The following is a 20,251-nucleotide window of genomic DNA, read 5'->3' on the forward strand; positions in this document are numbered from 1 at the left end:
GAAAAATGGCAGCCCAATCAGGCTGCCATTTCTTTATTCGATTTAAAACGCATTACCGAGCTAGATATTGCTGAGCTAACGGCTACTGAGCTAGGCGTATCAACTCTTCTGGCGAGTAGTGTTCTGCTTCTGCACCTTTGGAGATTAAGTCGATCACTTGGAACTCATTCATGTCACCAAACTCTTTAGTTAAATAATCACGAAACGCTTTCTCATTCGGCCATTTACCTCGCACGATATAGCCATCTTCTTTATCAAAATCTTCCGTCTCAAAGAAAGAAAAGTCGGTCATACCAATATTGTGGCAATACAAAACGAGATACATGTTGAATCCTTAACGCTGAACACTTAACTAAGCTAAAAACCGATCGACAACCGATCCGAAAGCCAATTCAAAAAAACAGGCTCAAGGTTACAATATAAAAAGCAAATCGAACACTCAATCGAATAGCACATAGAAAACTTAAGCAGCCTGCACTTTTTCGTTAATCATCAAACATCATATTAATTGCAGCACCTAACAGGATCAGACCAACAATTGGGCCCATGACTGCTAATGGCGCGCGTTCAATGTAGGGCAAGTTTTCTGCAATCATCAAACCCCATTCCGGTGCAGGAGGCTTAGCTCCCAAGCCGATGAAGCTAAGCGAGGTCAGGCTCAATGTGATTACTGGCAGCCTCAACATCGCGTGCCTTAGCAAAGGTGGCAATACATAAGGAAGCAAGTAGAAACGGAAGATTCGAAGCTTGCTAGTTCCCCATAGTGGCGCGAGATGCGTATATGGTTGAGCCTTGGCTTCTACGATTAAACTTGAGCAGTGGGCGGCTAACGGCGCCCACGACACCAATACAATCGCGATTAATGCGCTGTTCGGATTCATGCCCGTTAAGCCCGCAACCAACAGACCTGCAATGATGTAAGGAATGCCCTTAGTGATCTCGATAAGGCCTTGGCTAAAGCGGGTATTGAAGCCCATGACGATGCCCGTCACCAAGCTCAAAAACGTTGCCAAGATACCCGCTTGGAAGGTCGAGATCATACCCGAGCCGATTCTCGCCAGTAAGTCTCGGCCAATGCCATCCGCACCCAAAGGCGCTTGCCAACTAGGTGATGCCAAACGTGCGAATTGGCTAGTGTATGGGTCTCGGAATGCAGCCCATACAACGATAGCAATTAGGAAAGAGAAGATCGCAAAAGCAGTGACACGCTTTGCGCGGTTCTGGGTAAAACGAAACGAAGAGTGGCTACTGATGAGCTTGCCGCTTTTCAGGCTGTGGCCAAGAATCAATTGCTGAACAAACAAGCTCATGCTGCTCACGGCAATTGAAAATAGCAGCAACACCAATAAGCCGCCTTGCAGCGTTGGTAAGTCTTGCGCCTTAGCTGCACCAAGAATCATGCGCCCGATACCAGGGATCGAGAAGATAAGCTCAACCGCGACTGCGCCACCAGTTAAGCCAATCACGATCATCGCGATTTGCGGGATCAGACTGCTCAGCGCTCTTTTCAGCGCAAAGCGAATAATTTGATTGGAATGAACGTTGGCACTGAGCCAAGTGATCACCCAAGGTTCATTGAGAACGCGTTGTAAACTGTCTCTGAGTAGGCGACTAAACAAGCCACTTGCAGGCAGTGCGAGCGCTAAACTCGGTAGCCATATGTCTTGCCAACCTTGCCAACCATACGGTGGTAGCCAACCTAACCAGATAGAGAACACCAATATTAATACCGAGGCCACCACATACTCTGGCAACGATATTAATACGGTGCTTAAACTGCTGTAACTCTGCCCTAATTTGCCCTTCTTCCAACTGCGTAAGGTAGCAAGTAAGCCTGCACCACACAGTACGAAAGTCATCACCAATGCGCTAGACATCAAAAACAGAGACGTAGACGCTGTTTTTTGAATGCCTAATGCAACCGAGGAACCATCAATCCATGATTTACCTAGATCACCTGAAAAAGCACTTCCGACCCAGTCGATCAGGCGCTCAATGGCTGAACGGTCAAGCTGAAGATCAGCGCGTACCGCCGCTAAAGCTTCAGGCGTCAGCAGGTGTTGTTGCCCCGCCCTAGCCCGAAGGATGGATTGGCTTGGGTCGATGCCTGCAATGTCAGGCATCAAACCAACAAGAATCACCACCACAATCAGTGACGCTATTCTTGATAGCCAAGGCGTCAAGATAAATAGAGTTCGACGCAGAGTCTCAGCAGATAACATTTATTTAGTTAGCCTGTTTCACTTGTTTGATCTGTGTAGTTTGGTCAACTAAACGGCGCTCACTTGGGTCACGAACCACATTGCTTACGCGCTTGCTTTCACCTTGAATCACACGTTCGTGAAGCAGTGGAATCGCAGCAAAGTCGTTCAAGATTTTTTGCTCAGCTTCGATGATCGCTTGCTGACGTAGTGCACCTAGTGGTTGTAGGTCAGCGTGAGTCAGCGCTTGGTCTACTTCTTGAGAACAGAACTGGCCAAGGTTGAAAGAACCCTTACAGCCAAAGTCACTCATCATGTAAGCCACTGGGTCACCCGAATCTAGAACCGTTGCACGAGAAAGGATAAACGCGTCGAACTTACCAGATAGCGCATCGTTCTCGATCTGAGCGTATTCACGAATATCCAGCTCAACCTTGAAACCAGCCGCTTCAAGTTGTTGTTTCAGTAGCGCTGCCACTTCTGGAAGCTCTGCGCGGTCGGTAAAGGTACCGATAACAATGCTTTCACCGTTCGCTTTTAGCGTTTTGTCGACTGCCGGACCTTCAGGTCGAATTGGCTCAGCCCAAGCAAGTGCAGGACCTAATAGACCTTGCGCGATATCCGCGTGTTTTTCATAAACAGTGTTCACGATCTGCTCACGGTCTACTGCAGCTGCCGCAACCTTACGCAAATTGATATCACTGAACACGCCTGACTTGTTGTTCAGGTACAGCGTATTAGTACGAGGCATTGCCACTTCGTAAAGTAGGTTCGGATCAATAGTCGCGATTTGTGAAACGGGTACCGCTTCAACGACGTCAGCCGTGCCGGTTCTTAGAGCCGCAGCGCGCGCAAAACCGTTCGGAACGTATTCTGCAATCACAGATTCAACCTGTGCTTTTTGACCCCAGTAGCCATCAAAACGTTTCAGTTTCGCGCTGGTTGTACCGTTGATTTCAGTCAGCTCAAACGGGCCAGTACCTGCACCAATTGGGCTAACACGGCCATCTTCTTGATAAGCACTTGCTGCAAGAATCGCTAATTGAGGGCTTGATAAACGGCTTGGTAGAAGAGGGTCATCAAAGCTGGTTTTGATCTCTACGCGGTAGTTGTCCATCGCTTTCACTTCTAGCTCTACACCATCTAGGATGCGTGGCTTAGGTGCTGCTTCAAGCGCTTTTTGTAGAGAGTTCACTACAGAGTTTGCCGTTAATGTCGAACCATCATGGAATTTAACGCCTTGGCGAATCGTGAACTGCCAAGTCAGAGGATCAAGATGTTTCCAATCCGTTGCTAGCATAGGTTCTGCTTCTGAGGTTGGGCTCAGGTTAACCAGAGTTTCTGCTGTACTCCAACGAGATAGCTTAAAAGCATCATCAGAAAGTGGTGATAAGCCCGTTCTTGGCGGTTGCATCATCGCAACTCGGATTTCAGATTTTACTGCGGCATCGCTCGACTCTGGCTGAGAGTCAAAACAGCCCGTCAAAGGCAGAGCCAACGCAAGCGTGCAAGCCAGTTTGATTGAATTAAAACGCATAGTTATTTTCTCTGTAGCTGTATTTTTTAATAAGATGTATTTCGTTAATAAATAAGGTTGTTTTAACAAGTAGATTTCGAAAGAGGCTGAGACTCGATCAGCATCTGAGTTGCAGGGTGAGCAGGTGTACCCATCACTTGATCGGTCGGTCCGTGCTCGACCATTTCACCATGGTCGAGAACCAGTATTTCTTCACAAAGAGCTTTTGCCGCACCGAGATCATGCGTAACCAAAATAAGGCGCATATCACGCTTCTTTTTCAATGAATTAACCAAGTCCAACAACCTTTGGCGATTCACAGGGTCAAGGCTGGCAGTAGGTTCATCGGCCACCAGCACAGCGGGTCTAACGACAAGAGCCCGAGCAATAGCCACACGTTGAGCTTGACCTGTAGAAAGCTGATTAGGTTTCAGTAAGAGCAAACTGGCAGGCAATCCAACGTCTGAAAGCGCCTCTTCAATGATGGCTTCATGATTACCCGAAACATCTAAGTTTCTTAGCGGTTCGGCTAAGATCTGTCGAACGGTATAGTAAGGGTTGAGGCTAGTGTGGGGCTCTTGAGGCACCAATTGAATCAGCCGACACACCGTTGCTTGCGCTTTGCTATCGCGAATTGGGAGCGAATAACCGAACAAGTTTATTTGACCAACGGTTGGCGCTTTAAGGCCAAATAGCAGTTCAATTAACGTTGATTTACCGGCACCAGAACGCCCAACAATTGCTAGGCTTTTGTCTTCAACATTAAGGTCTATGTTCTGTAGCGCTTTGAACGCTTTACCACCCAACCAACTTGGTACGGAGTAGTAGTGAATACTCACATTGTCGAACTTAATCTCTATCGGTGTTTGTGTTTCTGAATCAGTCACTGGCATTAATGGCGAGGCTTCTGAGTTTAGTGGTAAGGTCGAGCTCATTCGATTAAGTCTCTCAATGAACAGCAGAAAGCGTGAGAGCTCGACTCAAGTGCGTGTTTTGGTGCACCGTAAGCCACCACACCACCATCATCGATGACTAACAGCTTGTCACACGACAACGCGCTATGCAGGTCATGGGTGATGAGTAAACCACCAATTTGACGCTGTTTAACATTGTGTCGAATCAGCTTAAGTATCTCTTGCTCTGTCACCGGATCTAACGCACTGGTTGGTTCATCGGCGATGATAATATCGGAGTTACTCAGCAAGCCAATCGCAATACACACACGTTGGCGTTGCCCGCCCGAAATTTGGCTCGGGTACAACGGCAAGATGGTTTCTGGATTAGGAAAACCAAGTTGAATCAGCAACTCGGTAATTTTGATTTTGTCTTTTGATTTAAGCTTAGTGCGAGTTCCCGTCAAGGCAAGGCAGAGTTGACCTTCTATTGAAACCAGAGGGTTCAAAGCTTGAAGCGCATCTTGGAAGATAACTGCGGGGCGCTGTGCGGCAGTTCTTTGCAACATAGGCAAACCACACACCGCTTCACCAGATAGAGAAATATGACCTTCAACTTCAATCGTCTCAGGCAGAAACCCGGCAATAGCGCGAGAAAGCATCGACTTACCAATGCCTGAAGGTCCCATGATCGCCAACAACTCACCGCGATAAACATCGAAGTGGATATCTTGAAAAAGGGTTCTCGAAGAGGTTTTGATCGTTAGGTGGTCAACAGACAAAAGTGGGGCGTTCACGCAGATACTCATAGATAGATGTTATAACATAACAATCTTATCATTTGGCTGAGACTATGAAAAGCGGACATTGAACTGTATCGCGTTTTACTTACAATTTTATTGACCATTTATAGTGAGTCATTACATACAAAAAAGCGCTCACCAAATTTATCGTATAAAAATAGTAAAGCGCTTTCATAAAATATTAATAATGTATTAAAAATGGCGATTAGACAGCTTAGTTAATGGCACCCTGTGCTGCATCTTCGACTGGGTAACACTTCTGCTTAACTTGTGCGATGAACGGATACAGGAACGCAATACGCCCAAGATAGAACAGAGTAAACGCAAGCCACAAACCATGATTGCCCCAAATATCGATGGTGAATGCCTGTACCGCTAAGAATACCAACAAAGTCGCGATGCTTGAGTCTCTAACCGGACGCGTGGTTCCCGTTCCGGTAAAGATGCCGTAAACCGTTAAGCCAAAGCCAGCCACTAGCGGGAACACAATCAGCCACGGGGCCATCTCTTGATACAAGGCAACCAGCACTGGAATATCGGTAAACAAGAAAACAATCATGTCTTTGAATATCAGGGTTAAAAGCGTCAGCGCAGCAATGAAACCTGCCGTCCATTGGAAGTTAAGCCTTAATACTCGATCCAACATTGAAGGATTCTTCTGTCCCACGGCTTTACCCGCAAATACACTTGATGCGTTAGCAATACCGTCAAACATGTAGCTGACAATGAAGGTCACCTGCATCAAGATCGCGTTAGCCGCAAGAACATCCGTACCCAGTCTAGAGCCCGTACGCGCCATCATGTTGAAGAACACCAAGATACAAATGGTGCGAAGCAATAAATCAGTATTCGATGAAATGATCTTCGATAGGTCTTTCTTAGTCATCTTCGAGCCTTGCAGGAACTCAGAGATCGAGATATTGCTGGTCTTCATCACCAAGGTCACACCGATCGCAAAGGTGGTAATTTGTGCAATCAAACTTGCGTAAGCCACACCTGCGACACCCAAATCGAAATAAAGCACAAACACCGCATCCAAGACAATGTTCAACACATTACCAAACACTTGTGTATAAAGAACTTCTTTGGCTTTCGCCTGTCCCATTAACCAACCAATAATGGTGTAGTTAAGCAACACGAAAGGCGCACCATAAATCAAAATACTGAAGTAGATATGCGCGTGCTCGGCCACATTGGCTTCAGGCTCTATCACCCACATTGCGCCTTGCCAGATGAGTGGTTGTATCAAGATAAAGATCAACCCCACCAAACCAGACAGCACGAACGGACGCATCAAGCTACCCGTCAAATCAGTGCGGTTTCCCTTACCCAGTGCCATCGCACTTTGCCCCGTGGTACTGACACGGAAAAAACCAAACAACCAATACATGGTGTTCATAATAATGGTGCCGATCGCTACGCCACCAATCAATTCAGCAATACCAAGTTGGCCGATAACAGCGGTATCCACCGCACCTAACAGAGGTTGTGTCACCGTTGAGATGATGAAAGGGAAAGCGATTTTCAGATAATCTTTGTGGGTAATGGTCATATTCTATCGAGTGATATTAAGAACTATTTGCAATTAGAACGAAATGCTATCGTTTAATCCGTACGTTGTCATCATTTACTTAGAGTAGATTATCAACAAAGTATCTTTATCTTAGTCCAACTGCATAGAATCGTTGGCTGCTATTGGTTGTGCTAATTTTTCTCAACAAAAGATCAAAGTCTGGTTCAACAAAACAGCACAACCATCGATTAGTAAAAGCTCACGGGAAGGTAGAAATCGAGTTCGAACACTTCATCGGTGTTGAGAAAATGATTCTGATGATAATGCACATACGCGGGAGTCGAGCGCTGTTTGAAACCAGATGTGGGTAGCCACTTTTCTAACACCATACTGATCTGTGGGAGCAGTTCTCCATAGCGACCATTCAGTCGAAACACCGCATGTAAGCCGCCCGGAATCACCATCTGGTTTACCACACTGCGATACTTAATCGGCTCATCAATCGCGATACACGCGACATAACGACACTGATCCATCTCAACCCAAGCAGGGTTTGAGTGATGTAAACCAAATTGACTCGAGAAATCACGCTGTTCCGAATTCGCCCACGCTTTCAATATCAACCACGCATTGCGAATGGATCGGTTATAGCCCGTATGTCGAACATAGGCCGCCATGCGTTCAGGCACTTCAATAATCTTGGGCTCGGGTAACACTCGCTGCGCCACATTCAAATAACCCGCCGCCACTTCGGGATCTTTCAAATAGGGCTTTTCTGCTACTTGTAAATCATGCTTACGCCACTCTCCGGGCGACATATTGAAGGTCGCTTTAAATGCTCGACTAAACGAAGATACAGAACTAAAGCCACATTTATGAGCGATCTCAACCACAGACGAGCTGGTATCAAACATCAATTGGTTGGCTGCATACTCCATTCGAGTGCGTCGGATATATTGATGCAACGACTCCCCAACCACACTTTTAAAGGTGCGATGAAAGTGCTGTTCTGAATAGGCCGCTATCTCAGATAACTCTTTTGCAGACAAAGGCTGACTGATGTCTTGGTGAATATGGAACAAGACATCATTGATTCGCGATATGTGTTGACGTGACATCGTTTAAATAGCATAAATGGACATGTTTAAGAGCATAAACGGACACGCTAGTTTTTACAATTGCCGTGTAATATCAAGCGATAGAATAAAAACGATAAACGACGAGACACAACACATGGAAATCGCACAGTCATTACAACAGATTCAATCTTCATACATTCGAGAGATCCTCGCAGCCGCAAGTGATCCAAATGTCATCTCATTGGCCGGTGGTTTACCGGACGAGAAAACATTCCCAATCGATTTAATGAAGCCAACGCTAGAAAACCTAGCGAACATGCCTGAAGTTTTCCAATATGGTTCTACTGCCGGTTACGGCCCGTTGCTTGACCACCTAACACAAAGCTACCAGTTGCCAGAGTCACACACAGCAATGATTTGTACTGGCTCTCAGCAAGGTTTGGATTTGATTGCGCGTGCGTATGTTGACCCGGGTGATGTGGTTGTGATGGAAGCGCCAAGCTACTTAGGTGCGATGCAGGTGTTTGGCCTAGTTCAAGCAAACATTTCGACCGTGTCTCAAACTGAATTTGGCCCGAACCTAGACGAGCTGGAAACGTGCTTTGCACAGCAATCACCGAAGATGTTCTATGCCGTGCCTGATTTCCACAACCCAACAGGTGTGTGCTGGGCAATAGAAACTCGTCAAAAAGTCGCTGAGCTGTGTATCAAATACAACGTGGCATTCATCGAAGATGCACCATACCGTGAGCTACGTTTCACAGGTACAGAACTGCCGTTGGTTTCTTCGTTCTGCCCTGATAACTCTATCGTTCTTCGTTCATTCTCTAAGATTGCATCGCCAGGTTTACGTATTGGCGCAGTAACAGGAAAACGCAGCTACCTTGAACCACTGATCAAAGTGAAGCAAGGCGCGGATTTACACTCAAGTGTACCAATGCAAGCGCTGCTTGTTGGTCTTCTAAAACATGAAGACTTTGGCGTGCATATGGAAAACATTCGCACCCTGTACAAATCTCGTTATGAGGTGCTGTTCTCAGAGCTAGAGAAACAACTGCCTGCAGATTGCGTGTTAAAAGCCGTAGATGGCGGGATGTTCATTTGGGTTGAGATCCCAGAATGCGACACCTTCGAACTGGCGAAAACCTTGCTATCGAATGGCGTGGCGGTTGTACCAAGCCCAGTATTTTATCCAAAAGCCGATGAAGCCAAAGCCGCACTGCGCTTAAACTTCACCAACGCCAACCCTGAAGAATTGACTGAAGCGGTAAAACGCTTAGCAGAAGTACTTAACCAAGCGTAATCGCTGACAGTACTGGCCGCTTTGGTGATTGCCTGATCGGCTTATTAACGAGAAAGCTGTCACCAGTCAGCATTAAAGGCCAATGTCATTCTCAACAAGAGAATCACATTGGCCTTAATTTTAGGTCTCCATAAAGCACAGAAAGGACATCAGTTTGCCGCATTGTATAATCGAACACTCATCCACTATTGATGGTCAGCAACTCAACCAAAAAGTGTTTCTCGGCGCGATGGAGTCTCAGTTGTTCTCACCAACAGGAGAAGACATCAAAGTACGCAGCCTTGCCTATCAGCATTACCAAACCGGTGAAGTAAAAGAAGACTTCGTGCATGTCTCTGTGCGTATTTTGTCTGGGCGTAACGAAAGCGTTAAAGCGATGCTCTCCAAGTCCATTTTGGACCAATTACTTACTCTTCCACTATCCAATACTTCACTGACCGTAGAGATCATCGATATAGAGACAAGCAGCTATTCAAAAGCCTTAGTTTAAGGACAAGTTACAAACGTACAGCCCCTCACAAATAGGGTATTTTCAAAACATTCGTTAGCAGCATGGAGCAATGAAATGGAATTGGTGATTGGTAACAACCCAGAATTGATAACGAAAGCACAGTCCATTCGTCATCAAGTATTCGTTGTTGAACAAGGTATCCCACAGGTATTAGATCTTGATGAGTTAGACCCAGTATCACATCATGCACTCATCACCGATGAAGATAATTTAGTCGCGACGGCACGCTTGCACATTGATGAATCAGGACACTCAACCATGGCGCGAGTTGCTGTTCTGCAGCCTTATCGAGGATCTGGTACCGCGTCTAAAATTGTTCGCGCACTTCTAAAACACGCCTCTGAACATGGTGCCAAAGTCATTGAAATCCACGCCCATCAATACCTAAAGGGTTACTATGAAAAGTTTGGCTTTGAGTTCATTCGTGAAGTAGAAATCGTCGGAGAACACCAACTCATTGAGATGAGATACTACATAAGTGCTTAGCCGAATATTCAATAGGCAACAAAACACCACTGCTTATTTGAGCTAACATTCCTTATCAAATAACGGCCTTTTCACCACACCTAAAGCCACACCAAAAATGATGTTATATAGCCCTACGTTTGGTTGGTTTTTGTCCCGCACCGCCTTGGTTATACTGCGCCTGATTTTAATAAGCCAACAAGACAGAACTAAGTTGAAATACTCAGTTCTGATCAAAACAGGCAACCGCTCTGGATTTACGTTCCAGCTCGCAGAAAGGAAAAACCATGTCTCAATATGTTGTATGTGCTCTGTATAAATTCGTAGCACTTGATGATTACCAAGAAATTCGCCAGCCACTAACCGACGTGTTAGAAGCCAACCAAATCCGCGGTACTTTGTTACTTGCGAGTGAAGGTATCAACGGCACCGTTGCAGGTAAACGCGAATCGATCGACGCCCTTCTTCAATGGTTCAAACAAGATTCTCGCTTGGCGGATGTTGTTTACAAAGAGTCGTTCAACGAAGAACAACCATTCAACCGAACCAAGGTTAAGCTTAAGAAAGAGATCGTAACCATGGGTGTTGAGGGCATCGACCCACGCCATGTTGTCGGCACTTACGTGAAACCAAACGAGTGGAACGCATTGATCTCTGATCCTGATGTGATTCTGGTTGATACTCGTAACGACTACGAAGTGGACATCGGCACCTTCAAAAATGCCGTAAACCCAAACACAGAAACCTTCCGTGAATTCCCTCAGTACGTTGAAGACAACCTTGATCCTAAGAAGCACAAGAAAGTTGCGATGTTCTGTACTGGCGGTATTCGTTGCGAAAAATCAACAGCCTACATGAAAGAACAAGGCTTTGATGAGGTTTATCACCTTGAAGGCGGCATTCTTAAGTACCTAGAAGAGGTACCTGAAGAAGAGAGTATGTGGGAAGGCGACTGCTACGTATTTGATGGTCGAGTTGCAGTAAACCACCAGCTAGAAAAGAGCGGTTACGATGTGTGTAACGCGTGTCGCCTGCCAATCACTGACGAAGACAAAGCCTCTAAACACTTCGAGAAAGGCGTAAGCTGCCCTAAGTGTATTGATAAGCACAGCGACGAGCAGAAAGCCCGTTTCCGCGAACGTGAAAAGCAAGTTCAACTGTCGAATGCTCGTGGCGAAACCCACGTAGGTGGCGAAGCTGCTCACCTTATCGAGCAACGCAAAAAAGAGAAGCTTGCACACAAAGAGCAGCAGCGCTCTGGCAAGAAAACTCAGTAGTATTTGATCCTACTAAAATAACAAAGGGCATTAACGCATCCAAACTGGAACGTTAGTGCCCTTTTTTGATCCTGCTCTCGCTTTGTGTTTAGGAACACATTTATCTTCAAAAATAGGCTCTATACTGAAGTTAATTAGACAAGTGAGGAAGTGCCAATGCTCAATGAAAACCATGCCTTTATCTTAGATTTCCCAGATCTTAAATTAGACATTGTTCAGCTCAACCACGACGACGAAAAATTCAAAGCAGATATGCAGAAGTACCACCAACTCGACTACGACATCCGTCAGCTAGAAATCTCTGGCAGCCCTATCGATGACGACAGCATGCACAACCTCAAAGTAGAACGCATGGAGCTCAAAGACTCGCTACACAAACAGCTCACACGCCATCACGCGCTTAAGATCGTATAACAACTCATTATGCTAGTGTGGCTGACTTGGCCACACTACTCTCCTTCTCAAAGAGTTCTTTGTTTGAAATCGAAACTACCTGCTACCCAACTTGATTATTCGCTGAAAAGTCTAAGTAAGTACTAAATTGAAGCCCATCATCTTGAGTTTCAAAACTCCAACCCATTCGCTCACAAATTCGTTGCACAATCACTAGGCCACAACCATAGCCAGCATTGTAAGTCTCATTGCCATCATGACGGTTAGTGATTACTAATTGATAACCTGTCACCACAATTCCAACATCGCCAACACTGTAGCTAAACGCATTTTTAATTAAGTTATTCAATACAATAGTAATAAAGCTCTCTGGCGCATACACAGTGACAGTCCCTTTTACGTCTAGGTTATAACTCGCATCCTGCTTGGCAAACAAAGGCGCCATTTCAAACAGCTGATTCTGAACTTCGACTTCCAGGTCATAGTGACCGAAATGGTGCTCATCGATACTCTCTTTACCAAGCAGCAAAAACATTTCAGTCAGCACTCGCATCTGTTCACTCGCTTCTTGCAAGCGGTTAATCGCTTTTAACGCAACAGGAGGTTGATTGGGTACTTTAGTTAGCAGATCAGCCGAACCTTTAATCACCATAATCGGGGTTCTTAGCTCGTGAGATGCAAATCGATTGAACTCCTCTTCCCGCTGAAAAAATCCTGAAATGTGATTCTTTGAATCTAAAAGTGTTTGCTCGATATGTCGTGTTTCAGCGTAAGACGTCTCGACTTCAAAACTTGGCTGCTCAGGGTGCATTTGCCCTATTTTCTTTTCTATCTGATTGAGTGGCCTCGACAGCGAGCGTACAACATAGATCCCATACAAAACCATGAAGATTGAGGTTAAGCCACCGAGTATGAGGGTGTAGTTGTGGAGGCTCCATTCATACTCGTCGAGGTAGTCGTCGGCGTCATCTTGAAACAAGATATACATCAGCCCTTTGCCTGACGGGTGCTCGAATACGTAAAAATGTTTATCTTCCGTACCCAACAGATGTTCATAGAAACCGGGCTCTTTGTACCAAGCTAACCAATTGGGCAGTTCTCTTTCACTCCAATAGGTTGAAAACTCATTTTTATTCGGCAACAACGCTTCTTCGCCAAGCAACTGATATTCAGACGTATAACGATTCGCTTCAGTGTCTAGCCAGTGGTGCAGGCTGATCACTTCCATCTGGTTTTCAGCGATATAAATAACTGTCCAGAAAAGTCCGAACATGACCAAGGTCATCAAACCAAAGCTGCGACGGATTTTTCGGTAGATGCTCGGGTAATCGCCGTGTCTTGAGGCGTTATGCTTTGAGTCGGTAACCTTGTCCATGAATAGTCTCTAATCGTGAGTGTTCAAACCCTTTATCGAGCGCGTTGCGGAGGCCATAAATATGGCTTCGTAGTGCATCACTGCTTGGCGATTCATCACCCCAAACGGAATCAATCACTTCAGTTCTTGAAACAATTGCTGGCGCATGGCGCATAAGGACTTTTAGTATCTTAAGCTGAATACGACTCAACTTAATAAGCCTACCTTCTCGGCATACCTCGTCTGTCTGCGAGTTGAGAGTAATATCGGCAAAAACCTGCTTTCCAATACCTTGTCGTGGCCCTCGGCTTGCCAATGCGTTGAGCCTTAAACTGAGCTCTTGCATGGCGAAAGGCTTAACTAAGTAATCATCTCCGCCCGCTTGAAAGGCAGCGACTTTGTCGTCCAACCTATCTTTAGCGGTTAAAAATAAAATTGGCGTAGGGCACTGCACCTCTTCTCTTAACTTTCTAACAGCTGAGATGCCGTCTAATTTAGGCATCATGATGTCCATGATAATCACGTCATAATGATTCTCAGACGCTAACTTCAATGCCGCTTCACCATGATAAGCACAATCGATCACCATCCCTTCCAACTCTAGATAATCGGCAATGGTTTCTGCAACATTGTGGCTGTCATCAACGATCAAAACTTTCATCGATTTATTTCACCTTTCTTCACGAGTGCTTCACGTTTGAGTTTATAAGATACACCCTCAATAAACCAAATAAAGAGTATATAGATGAAAAAGTTAGCGCTGATTTCAGTTGTCGGTTTAATTCTAACTGGCTGTGGCGGTAGTGACAGCAATAGCAATGGAAGCAACGATAACAACACGCAAGCTCCATCAGCAATTCAGGGAACCATTGACTCTGTTTCAGGCAACACCATCGTTGTTAATGGTTATAGCTATGAAGTAGACAGTGCGAACTATGCAGGCGAAGATGTGGCAATTGCAGACCTAGAAAAGAACATGATGGTCTCTATTTCATCTAATGCTCGTAGCGCTTCAGCTCACACTAGCGGAGCTCAAGTTGGTCTTGAACCGACCATCGTTGGTCTTATTTCAAACACCAACCATAATAATGGCACATTTAAAGTCAATGGCATCGCATTGACCTTTACAAATCTGTCAGGTGAAATTGAAAATGGCGATTGGGTTATGGTCTCTTCTTTACCAACAGCGAATGCAGGTTACAAAGTACTTTCTGTTGTTAAGTTTGAGCACTCTAACTTAACTGAATCCGTTGAAGTTGAAGGGCTAATAAGCGATTTAAATGAATCGACTTTCAAACTTGGTGCAAATCTAAGTGTTGATTATTCAATTGCCCACATCGACAACGATAAAAGCAGCAACGGATTATCTAACGGTCTTTGGGTTGAAGTGACAGGCTCAATGGTTGGCTCGATATTGCAAGCAGATGAAGTAGAAGTCGAAGATTTTGACGAAATCGATAATGACACTGAAATCGAAGGCATTATTACTTGGGTAGCTAACGACAAATCAGCATTTGATTTAAGCTACAAAGGTCGCTTTCTTGTCAATGACAACACTCGTTACGAAGACGGCAACAAGTCAAACTTGACCATAGGTACAGAAGTCGAAGTAACAACGAAACAAGCCAACGGCGAAAATGTTGCTACCGAAATCGAATTTGAACACAACGATGATTCACAGGATTGGAATGACAACGACATCGATTTTGAAGGTGTGGTTCAGAGTATCGACGAGCAAGCATTAAACTTTATTATTAAGACAATCTCAGGCAGTCAAACCGTATACGTTAACCAAAACACTCGCTATGAAGATGGTCTAAGTTTCCATACTTTACATGGTCAACGTATTGAGGCTGAAGCTTACAAGGTTAACAACCAGTACATCGCGAGTGAAATCGAAGCAGAAGACAACGACTAACGCATAGAACATCCTTGTTATTGAGTTCAGAAGCCACGCTCTACGCGTGGCTTTTTTGCATCAAAACAACCCGCACCTTAAGTGCAGCCTACCTCTTCAATTATGTTACTGTTTGCTTATTCAAAGGCGTTTGATAAGGAAGCGAGTAAAGTGGCAATAACAGAAGAAAATATACAGTTCCAACGTGTTTCAAATTCTGAATTCGATGAACTATTTGCGTGTGTTAAACAAGGTCTTTTCATACACGTAGATGACATTTTCGGCTGGGATGACAACTTCCAACGCCAACGACTTTTAAACGAATACCATCCATCTTGGTTTCATTGGGTATATCGCGAAAATAAAAGAGTAGGACTCGCCTGCTTTAAGCCTTATGACAACGCATACCATATTCACCTGCTGATCATTTTCCCTCAATACCAAGGTCGTTCGCTAGGCAAGAAAGTCATGACTCTCATACATAAGAGAGCCATGGAAGAGCAACGAAGCCAAGTCACTCTATCGAGTTTTAAAAGTAATGCTCGTGCTATTAACTTTTATCAATCACTGGGCTATCACGTTGCTGATGATAGTGATGTTCACTTTACCTCGTTGAAATTAAAAGTTTATAAAATACAGTGAGATATATAACAAAACCAATTGATAATCATGTAAATTACAGACACTAAACATTCACCATAGATATCACTCGCATATATAACTCAGCCAATTAGATATGTCTCTAGAATAAGTTTTCCTGCTATTTCCACTACACGCCGTTTTGATACATTCCTCTCCAATGGTGTTCAATTTATAAATAGTCATATTTATCAATGACATTCTCCCAATTGATTCCAGAGTAGTGAATTTTTATCAATAACTTAATAGGAGAACTAACATGAATGGTCAACGTTCACTGTTAGCAGTGGCAATAGCCCTAGGGATAGCAGGATGTGGTAGCGACAGTTCGGATAGCTCCACAACTGATACTGGCGGTTCAACAGCGACTTCAGCGTCTTTAACAGCAAAGGCCGCTGATGGCTATTTGGTAGGAGCCAATGCGTGTTTGGATCTAAACAGCAATAAAGTTTGTGATAAGGATGAGCCAAGTGCCGTAACGGGTGACGATGGTTCGTTTACGATTGATAATCTAACTCAAGAACAACTTGAACAAGGTACTTTGTTGATCGAAGTGGTTGCCGGACAAACCATCGATACCGATAATCCAGGTGTCGTTCTAAGCAAGAGCTATCGCCTAACTGCCCCACCAAAATCGGCATTTATTAGTCCATTAACGACTCTCATTCAAAATGAAATCGAGAGTGGTTCTTCGTTAGAAGAAGCCAAAACAGCTATTCAAGAAAAGTTGGGAACAACACTCGACTTAACGCAAGATTATATCGAAGCCAAAAACAATAATGACTTAGCCGATTCACAAAAAGCGGCTTTTGAAAGCCTACACCGCGTAGCTCAAGTTACCGCTTCAGTCATGGCAGAGAACACGGATGCGTTATCAGAAACGGCAGCGGGCGCCGGTATTTCTGTAGAAGCACTCACCGCATTGATTAATGAAGAAGTCACTCGAGTCCTCGACGAAGTTGTAAAAAATATTGAAGCCGCTGGAGAAAACTTCAACCCAAGCGACATCGCTAGCAACATTAATCGCGATCACATCGCTATTGATGACTCTAATCTTGAAGATAAAATTAAAGAAAACGAGGCAAATAAAGGCTCTAAGCAAGCCGACCTTGCGAAACTCATTAAAACGGATGGCATCAATTGGTTTGGCGGTGCGAATGAGACAGGTACAGACTTAGTGGTCGCTTATGGAACATTAAAAGCGGATACAGACAACTCAGTCACCGAAATCAGTTATATTTATGATTACTTTGCTGAGCAATTTATTGAGTTTGAATATACCCCTGACACAAATAGCATGGTGTTGGGTCAAAACGGTTGGGAAGCGAGCGATGATACCTTAACCAGCATTAAGCCGAACAAAGACGGCAGCTTAACTCTAGAATCTAGAAGCTCGATTTTTAATGAAGTTGCTAGCGCTAAGCAATTAGATATCAGTGGGCTCAATGTTCGTTCCATCATGGATCAAACGGATGATGAGAACGTTTGGTCTAACATTATGCCTGTAGGTTTAAAATTCCCGGATAACACAACGGCATACAAATTGTCTGTAGAAGATATCTACGACAATATTTATACCTTTTACAAGGGGGATTGGTGTGCTGAGTATAGCCCTGACCGCTATGAGGCACTCAATAACTCGTGCAACGGTATTAGCGCCTTTAAGAATGGCAGCGATACATGGCTTGCCACTTTGGCATCGACCATTGCTGACGATGAATCAGACCGTCATGACACAGCGTCTAACAATCATGCAGACTTAATCCCAATGGCAGGCATGGAAAGTGCAGAAATATTTGCACAGCTGCTTTCTAACGGCACCGTGGTTTATTATTCAAGAGCGTGGAATTTAGATTCTACATTTTCCAAATTATCAGAACTCGGTTCGTGGAAAGATATATCAGTAAATGGCGAGGTATTACGTCAAGTTACGATTCCTGAATCTATCCACTCGCGAGCTACATGGTCTAACTACCAAAAAGAAGATAATTCCGCTTACTTGTCTGTAGTCGATGGCTTTGTACGTATTACCTACAAGGAAGTTGAAGATGCAGGCAGTGAGGCTTATGTTTTTGATGAAGCGACTAAGCAATTCATTTTGGATAACGCATTAACACCACAACCTTTACACCCTCTCAATCTACAGGCTTGTCTTGACTCGCTACCGGATGCTGAGTTCATTGCGACAGCTAATGACGTCACGGTTTACGATGTACAACGCACACCTATGTGGGAGCCGGAGGCAGTAACACAGAACCTAACTTATGAGTTTACCTACTTGGGTGACACTTTCTCTTGGCTGAATGACGTTACGTTAGTAACTGGACTTCCAAGTTGGATTTCTTACCTAGAGGGTAACCTAGAAAAAACGCGTATCGATATTAAAAATTCGGAAGGTATTTTAATCGGGTATGAGTTCTCATATAGCTCTGAAGATCACTATCTAGGTCAAGAAGGCTTTAACTCTGATGACTCACTAGGTTGGGGGTCAGCTAAAGCAGTATTACCACTGACGATTACTGACAACCAAAAAATTATCAATCAAACGGTAGACTTTGGAACGTCAACTAACGCACCACTCGCCTCTCAGTTTGATTATTGGTGGGACGAAGACAGCGGTGAAGAGTTCGTAACTGAGTACCCTGGATTAAGAACCGTTTCTGTAGAGACCTCACTAAACGATATTATCAACGGACAACCTTACTTTCTGCCCACTTTCAACTACCAAGAAACCTACCTAGGTAAAGAGGAAATCACTGTACCTGCAGGTACTTTTGCAGCATGTAAAGTAACAAGTGAGACACAGTTCGCAGACTACGGACCTATTGATACTCAAACCACCTGGGTGACCAACCGAGGTTCAGTTAAGTCCACCCGTGAAGAATCTTCTTGGGGCATGTCGATTAACATGGAAGCAGCTAGCTTACCTTCTATTAAATAATTGATAGATGATATGAACAAGCCAGTATCTTATTGGCTTGTTCTTTTTCTTATTAGATCTTTAAGCCAACCTATTAATTTACCAAACTTGATAGCATTTCCAGCAGACCACGCCCTTAATTAAACGCCCTAGCCACTCGGCCGTTGCTGCTCAATTCGTAGTGGCCAATATAGGCAGGGATAAATACCGATTGCCCTTTGGTGAGTGTTAGGTGCTCGCCTTTCTGACTCATTAGCGATAAATCATCATCGATTGCCATTAAGATTTCAGCACCGCTTGTGATGACTTCTTCTCGCTGAGGACGATGAAAGATATTGAAATTGAAATCACTGACCGGGATATCATAACGATCACACTGACCTAACTTTGAGGGCGCTAACAACAAGCGTTCGAACGGGATTGGCGTAAACTCTGTACACGCCACTAATTCAGCGACATCAATGTGTTTTGGCGTTAAGCCAGCTCGCAGCACATTGTCTGAATTGGCCATAATCTCGAGCCCAGTTCCCTTGATGTATGCATGCGGAGTGTTCGCATTCAAATACATCGCTTCACCTGGCTTCAGTGTGATCAAGTTAAGCAGCAAAACACAAAACAGACCGATATCGTTCGGGTACTGCTGACTAAGCTCAGTAACCAAAGCAAACTCAGCTTGGTCTTGATGAGATGCTGCGTAAGTCAGAAGTTGCTCTAATGCACGGTGTTTACGTTGGTCATTCAACGTTAATAAATCACGGAAAAACGCCTCTAAACCTAGAGAATCAAGGTGGTTGCCAAACTCTTCAACCAAACCAGCCAGCTCACTCGAATCCAACTTTCTGAACAACCCTAATATTTCATCGAATTCTCGAAAGCCATTCATTGCTTGATATTCAGTGATAGCGTAAACCAATTCAGGCTTGTGGTTTGAGTCTTTGTAATTACGATGCCCTGCTGTTAGAGGGATTCTTGCTTGCTCTTCTCTTGCAAAACCAACCTCTGCTTGCTGCTTGTTTGGGTGAACCTGAACAGATAGCGCTTTTTCTGCTGCCAAGATCTTAAATAAGAACGGCAGTTCACCGAACTCCTGCGCAATATCAGTAGATAAATAAGCCGGTTTATTCTTGTTAATGAGCTCAGATAGAGGCACTAAATGTTGGTCCAGCTTGACCATTGAGCAGCCCTTCGGATGCGCTCCCATCCAAACTTCCGCTTGCGGCTCTTGTGACTCATTCTTAAAGCCAAACAGTTCACGTATCGAAGAAATGCTCCCCCATGCATAATTTTGGATGGTGTTTTCCATTGGGAAAAATGAGTGTTCTGAGAAGTGGCTGAGTGACATGGCGTTTTCCGTAGTAAGCCCTTTGAACACAATTCAGAGAGCTAATTTCTAATAACGTAAATAATTAGAAAGACTACAGAGCTCGGCTAGAACCCACATGAGATGAGGTCTTAGACGCAATAGGAAAAATTCTTAGAAACAGGTG

At 44.5% G+C, this 20,251-nt stretch carries 18 protein-coding genes; 8 read left to right on the top strand and 10 right to left on the bottom strand.

The genetic code is table 11. From position 1 onward, the window contains the following. Positions 1-82: 82 nt before the first annotated feature. The 7 genes from MSG38_RS08550 to MSG38_RS08580 form a co-directional block, all read right to left on the bottom strand. The gene (locus MSG38_RS08550; RefSeq protein ID WP_248401616.1) at positions 83-325 is read right to left on the bottom strand and encodes a hypothetical protein; all 243 of its coding nucleotides are present in this window, start codon (positions 323-325) and stop codon (positions 83-85) included. A 160-nt stretch (positions 326-485) separates the two neighbouring features. After that, entirely contained in the window at positions 486-2,222 is a 1,737-nt protein-coding gene (locus tag MSG38_RS08555; RefSeq protein ID WP_248401617.1) for an ABC transporter permease subunit, read from the bottom strand. A 4-nt stretch (positions 2,223-2,226) separates the two neighbouring features. Beyond that, complete coding sequence (locus MSG38_RS08560; protein ID WP_248401618.1) at positions 2,227-3,738, bottom strand: ABC transporter substrate-binding protein; 1,512 nt, start codon at positions 3,736-3,738, stop codon at positions 2,227-2,229. A 62-nt stretch (positions 3,739-3,800) separates the two neighbouring features. Next, a complete protein-coding gene (locus tag MSG38_RS08565) occupies positions 3,801-4,652 on the bottom strand; it encodes an ATP-binding cassette domain-containing protein (RefSeq protein WP_248401619.1) in 852 nt (283 codons plus the stop codon). Continuing rightward, complete coding sequence (locus MSG38_RS08570; RefSeq protein ID WP_248401620.1) at positions 4,649-5,407, bottom strand: ATP-binding cassette domain-containing protein; 759 nt, start codon at positions 5,405-5,407, stop codon at positions 4,649-4,651. The genes MSG38_RS08565 and MSG38_RS08570 overlap by 4 nt, the downstream gene beginning before the upstream one ends. 220 nt (positions 5,408-5,627) lie before the next feature. Beyond that, positions 5,628-6,965: an MATE family efflux transporter gene (locus MSG38_RS08575; protein ID WP_248401621.1), complete on the bottom strand. Its 1,338-nt coding sequence runs from the start codon at positions 6,963-6,965 to the stop codon at positions 5,628-5,630. A gap of 209 nt (positions 6,966-7,174) precedes the next feature. Continuing rightward, the gene (locus tag MSG38_RS08580; protein ID WP_017077027.1) at positions 7,175-8,044 is read right to left on the bottom strand and encodes a GyrI-like domain-containing protein; all 870 of its coding nucleotides are present in this window, start codon (positions 8,042-8,044) and stop codon (positions 7,175-7,177) included. Positions 8,045-8,159: 115 nt separating this feature from the next. On the opposite strand from MSG38_RS08580, the gene MSG38_RS08585 reads away from it, so the two are divergent. The 5 genes from MSG38_RS08585 (at position 8,160) to MSG38_RS08605 (ending at position 11,975) form a co-directional block, all read left to right on the top strand. Further along, the gene (locus MSG38_RS08585) at positions 8,160-9,308 is read left to right on the top strand and encodes a PLP-dependent aminotransferase family protein (RefSeq protein WP_248401622.1); all 1,149 of its coding nucleotides are present in this window, start codon (positions 8,160-8,162) and stop codon (positions 9,306-9,308) included. Positions 9,309-9,462: 154 nt separating this feature from the next. Next, a complete protein-coding gene (locus MSG38_RS08590; protein WP_248401623.1) occupies positions 9,463-9,798 on the top strand; it encodes a 5-carboxymethyl-2-hydroxymuconate Delta-isomerase in 336 nt (111 codons plus the stop codon). A 75-nt stretch (positions 9,799-9,873) separates the two neighbouring features. Then, a complete protein-coding gene (locus MSG38_RS08595) occupies positions 9,874-10,305 on the top strand; it encodes a GNAT family N-acetyltransferase (RefSeq protein WP_248401624.1) in 432 nt (143 codons plus the stop codon). Between the two features lie 266 nt (positions 10,306-10,571). Further along, positions 10,572-11,561 (top strand): rhodanese-related sulfurtransferase, encoded by a 990-nt coding sequence (locus tag MSG38_RS08600; protein WP_248401625.1) that lies wholly within the window; start codon positions 10,572-10,574, stop codon positions 11,559-11,561. Between the two features lie 156 nt (positions 11,562-11,717). After that, positions 11,718-11,975, top strand: coding sequence for a YdcH family protein (locus tag MSG38_RS08605; RefSeq protein WP_009846137.1), 258 nt, complete (start codon positions 11,718-11,720; stop codon positions 11,973-11,975). A gap of 82 nt (positions 11,976-12,057) precedes the next feature. Here MSG38_RS08605 and MSG38_RS08610 read toward each other — a convergent pair whose 3' ends face one another. After that, positions 12,058-13,329, bottom strand: a complete 1,272-nt coding sequence (locus MSG38_RS08610; protein ID WP_248401626.1) for a HAMP domain-containing sensor histidine kinase — start codon at positions 13,327-13,329, stop codon at positions 12,058-12,060. Further along, positions 13,301-13,969, bottom strand: coding sequence for a response regulator transcription factor (locus MSG38_RS08615; RefSeq protein WP_248401627.1), 669 nt, complete (start codon positions 13,967-13,969; stop codon positions 13,301-13,303). The genes MSG38_RS08610 and MSG38_RS08615 overlap by 29 nt, the downstream gene beginning before the upstream one ends. 84 nt (positions 13,970-14,053) lie before the next feature. On the opposite strand from MSG38_RS08615, the gene MSG38_RS08620 reads away from it, so the two are divergent. The 3 genes from MSG38_RS08620 (at position 14,054) to MSG38_RS08630 (ending at position 18,785) form a co-directional block, all read left to right on the top strand. Then, positions 14,054-15,226 carry a DUF5666 domain-containing protein gene (locus MSG38_RS08620; RefSeq protein ID WP_248401628.1) on the top strand — a complete coding sequence of 391 codons (1,173 nt, stop codon included), beginning with the start codon at positions 14,054-14,056 and terminating at the stop codon, positions 15,224-15,226. Positions 15,227-15,328: 102 nt separating this feature from the next. After that, entirely contained in the window at positions 15,329-15,847 is a 519-nt protein-coding gene (locus MSG38_RS08625; protein WP_248401729.1) for a GNAT family N-acetyltransferase, read from the top strand. Between the two features lie 256 nt (positions 15,848-16,103). Then, on the top strand, positions 16,104-18,785 hold the full coding sequence (locus MSG38_RS08630; protein WP_248401629.1) for a hypothetical protein: 2,682 nt from the start codon (positions 16,104-16,106) through the stop codon (positions 18,783-18,785). Between the two features lie 115 nt (positions 18,786-18,900). On the opposite strand, the gene manA is transcribed toward MSG38_RS08630, so the two are convergent. Continuing rightward, positions 18,901-20,106 (bottom strand): mannose-6-phosphate isomerase, class I, encoded by a 1,206-nt coding sequence (gene manA / locus MSG38_RS08635; RefSeq protein ID WP_248401630.1) that lies wholly within the window; start codon positions 20,104-20,106, stop codon positions 18,901-18,903. Positions 20,107-20,251 lie beyond the last annotated feature (145 nt).

It is taken from the genome of Vibrio sp. 1CM24A, assembly GCF_023161725.1.
In the GTDB taxonomy this organism is placed as follows: domain Bacteria; phylum Pseudomonadota; class Gammaproteobacteria; order Enterobacterales; family Vibrionaceae; genus Vibrio; species Vibrio coralliirubri.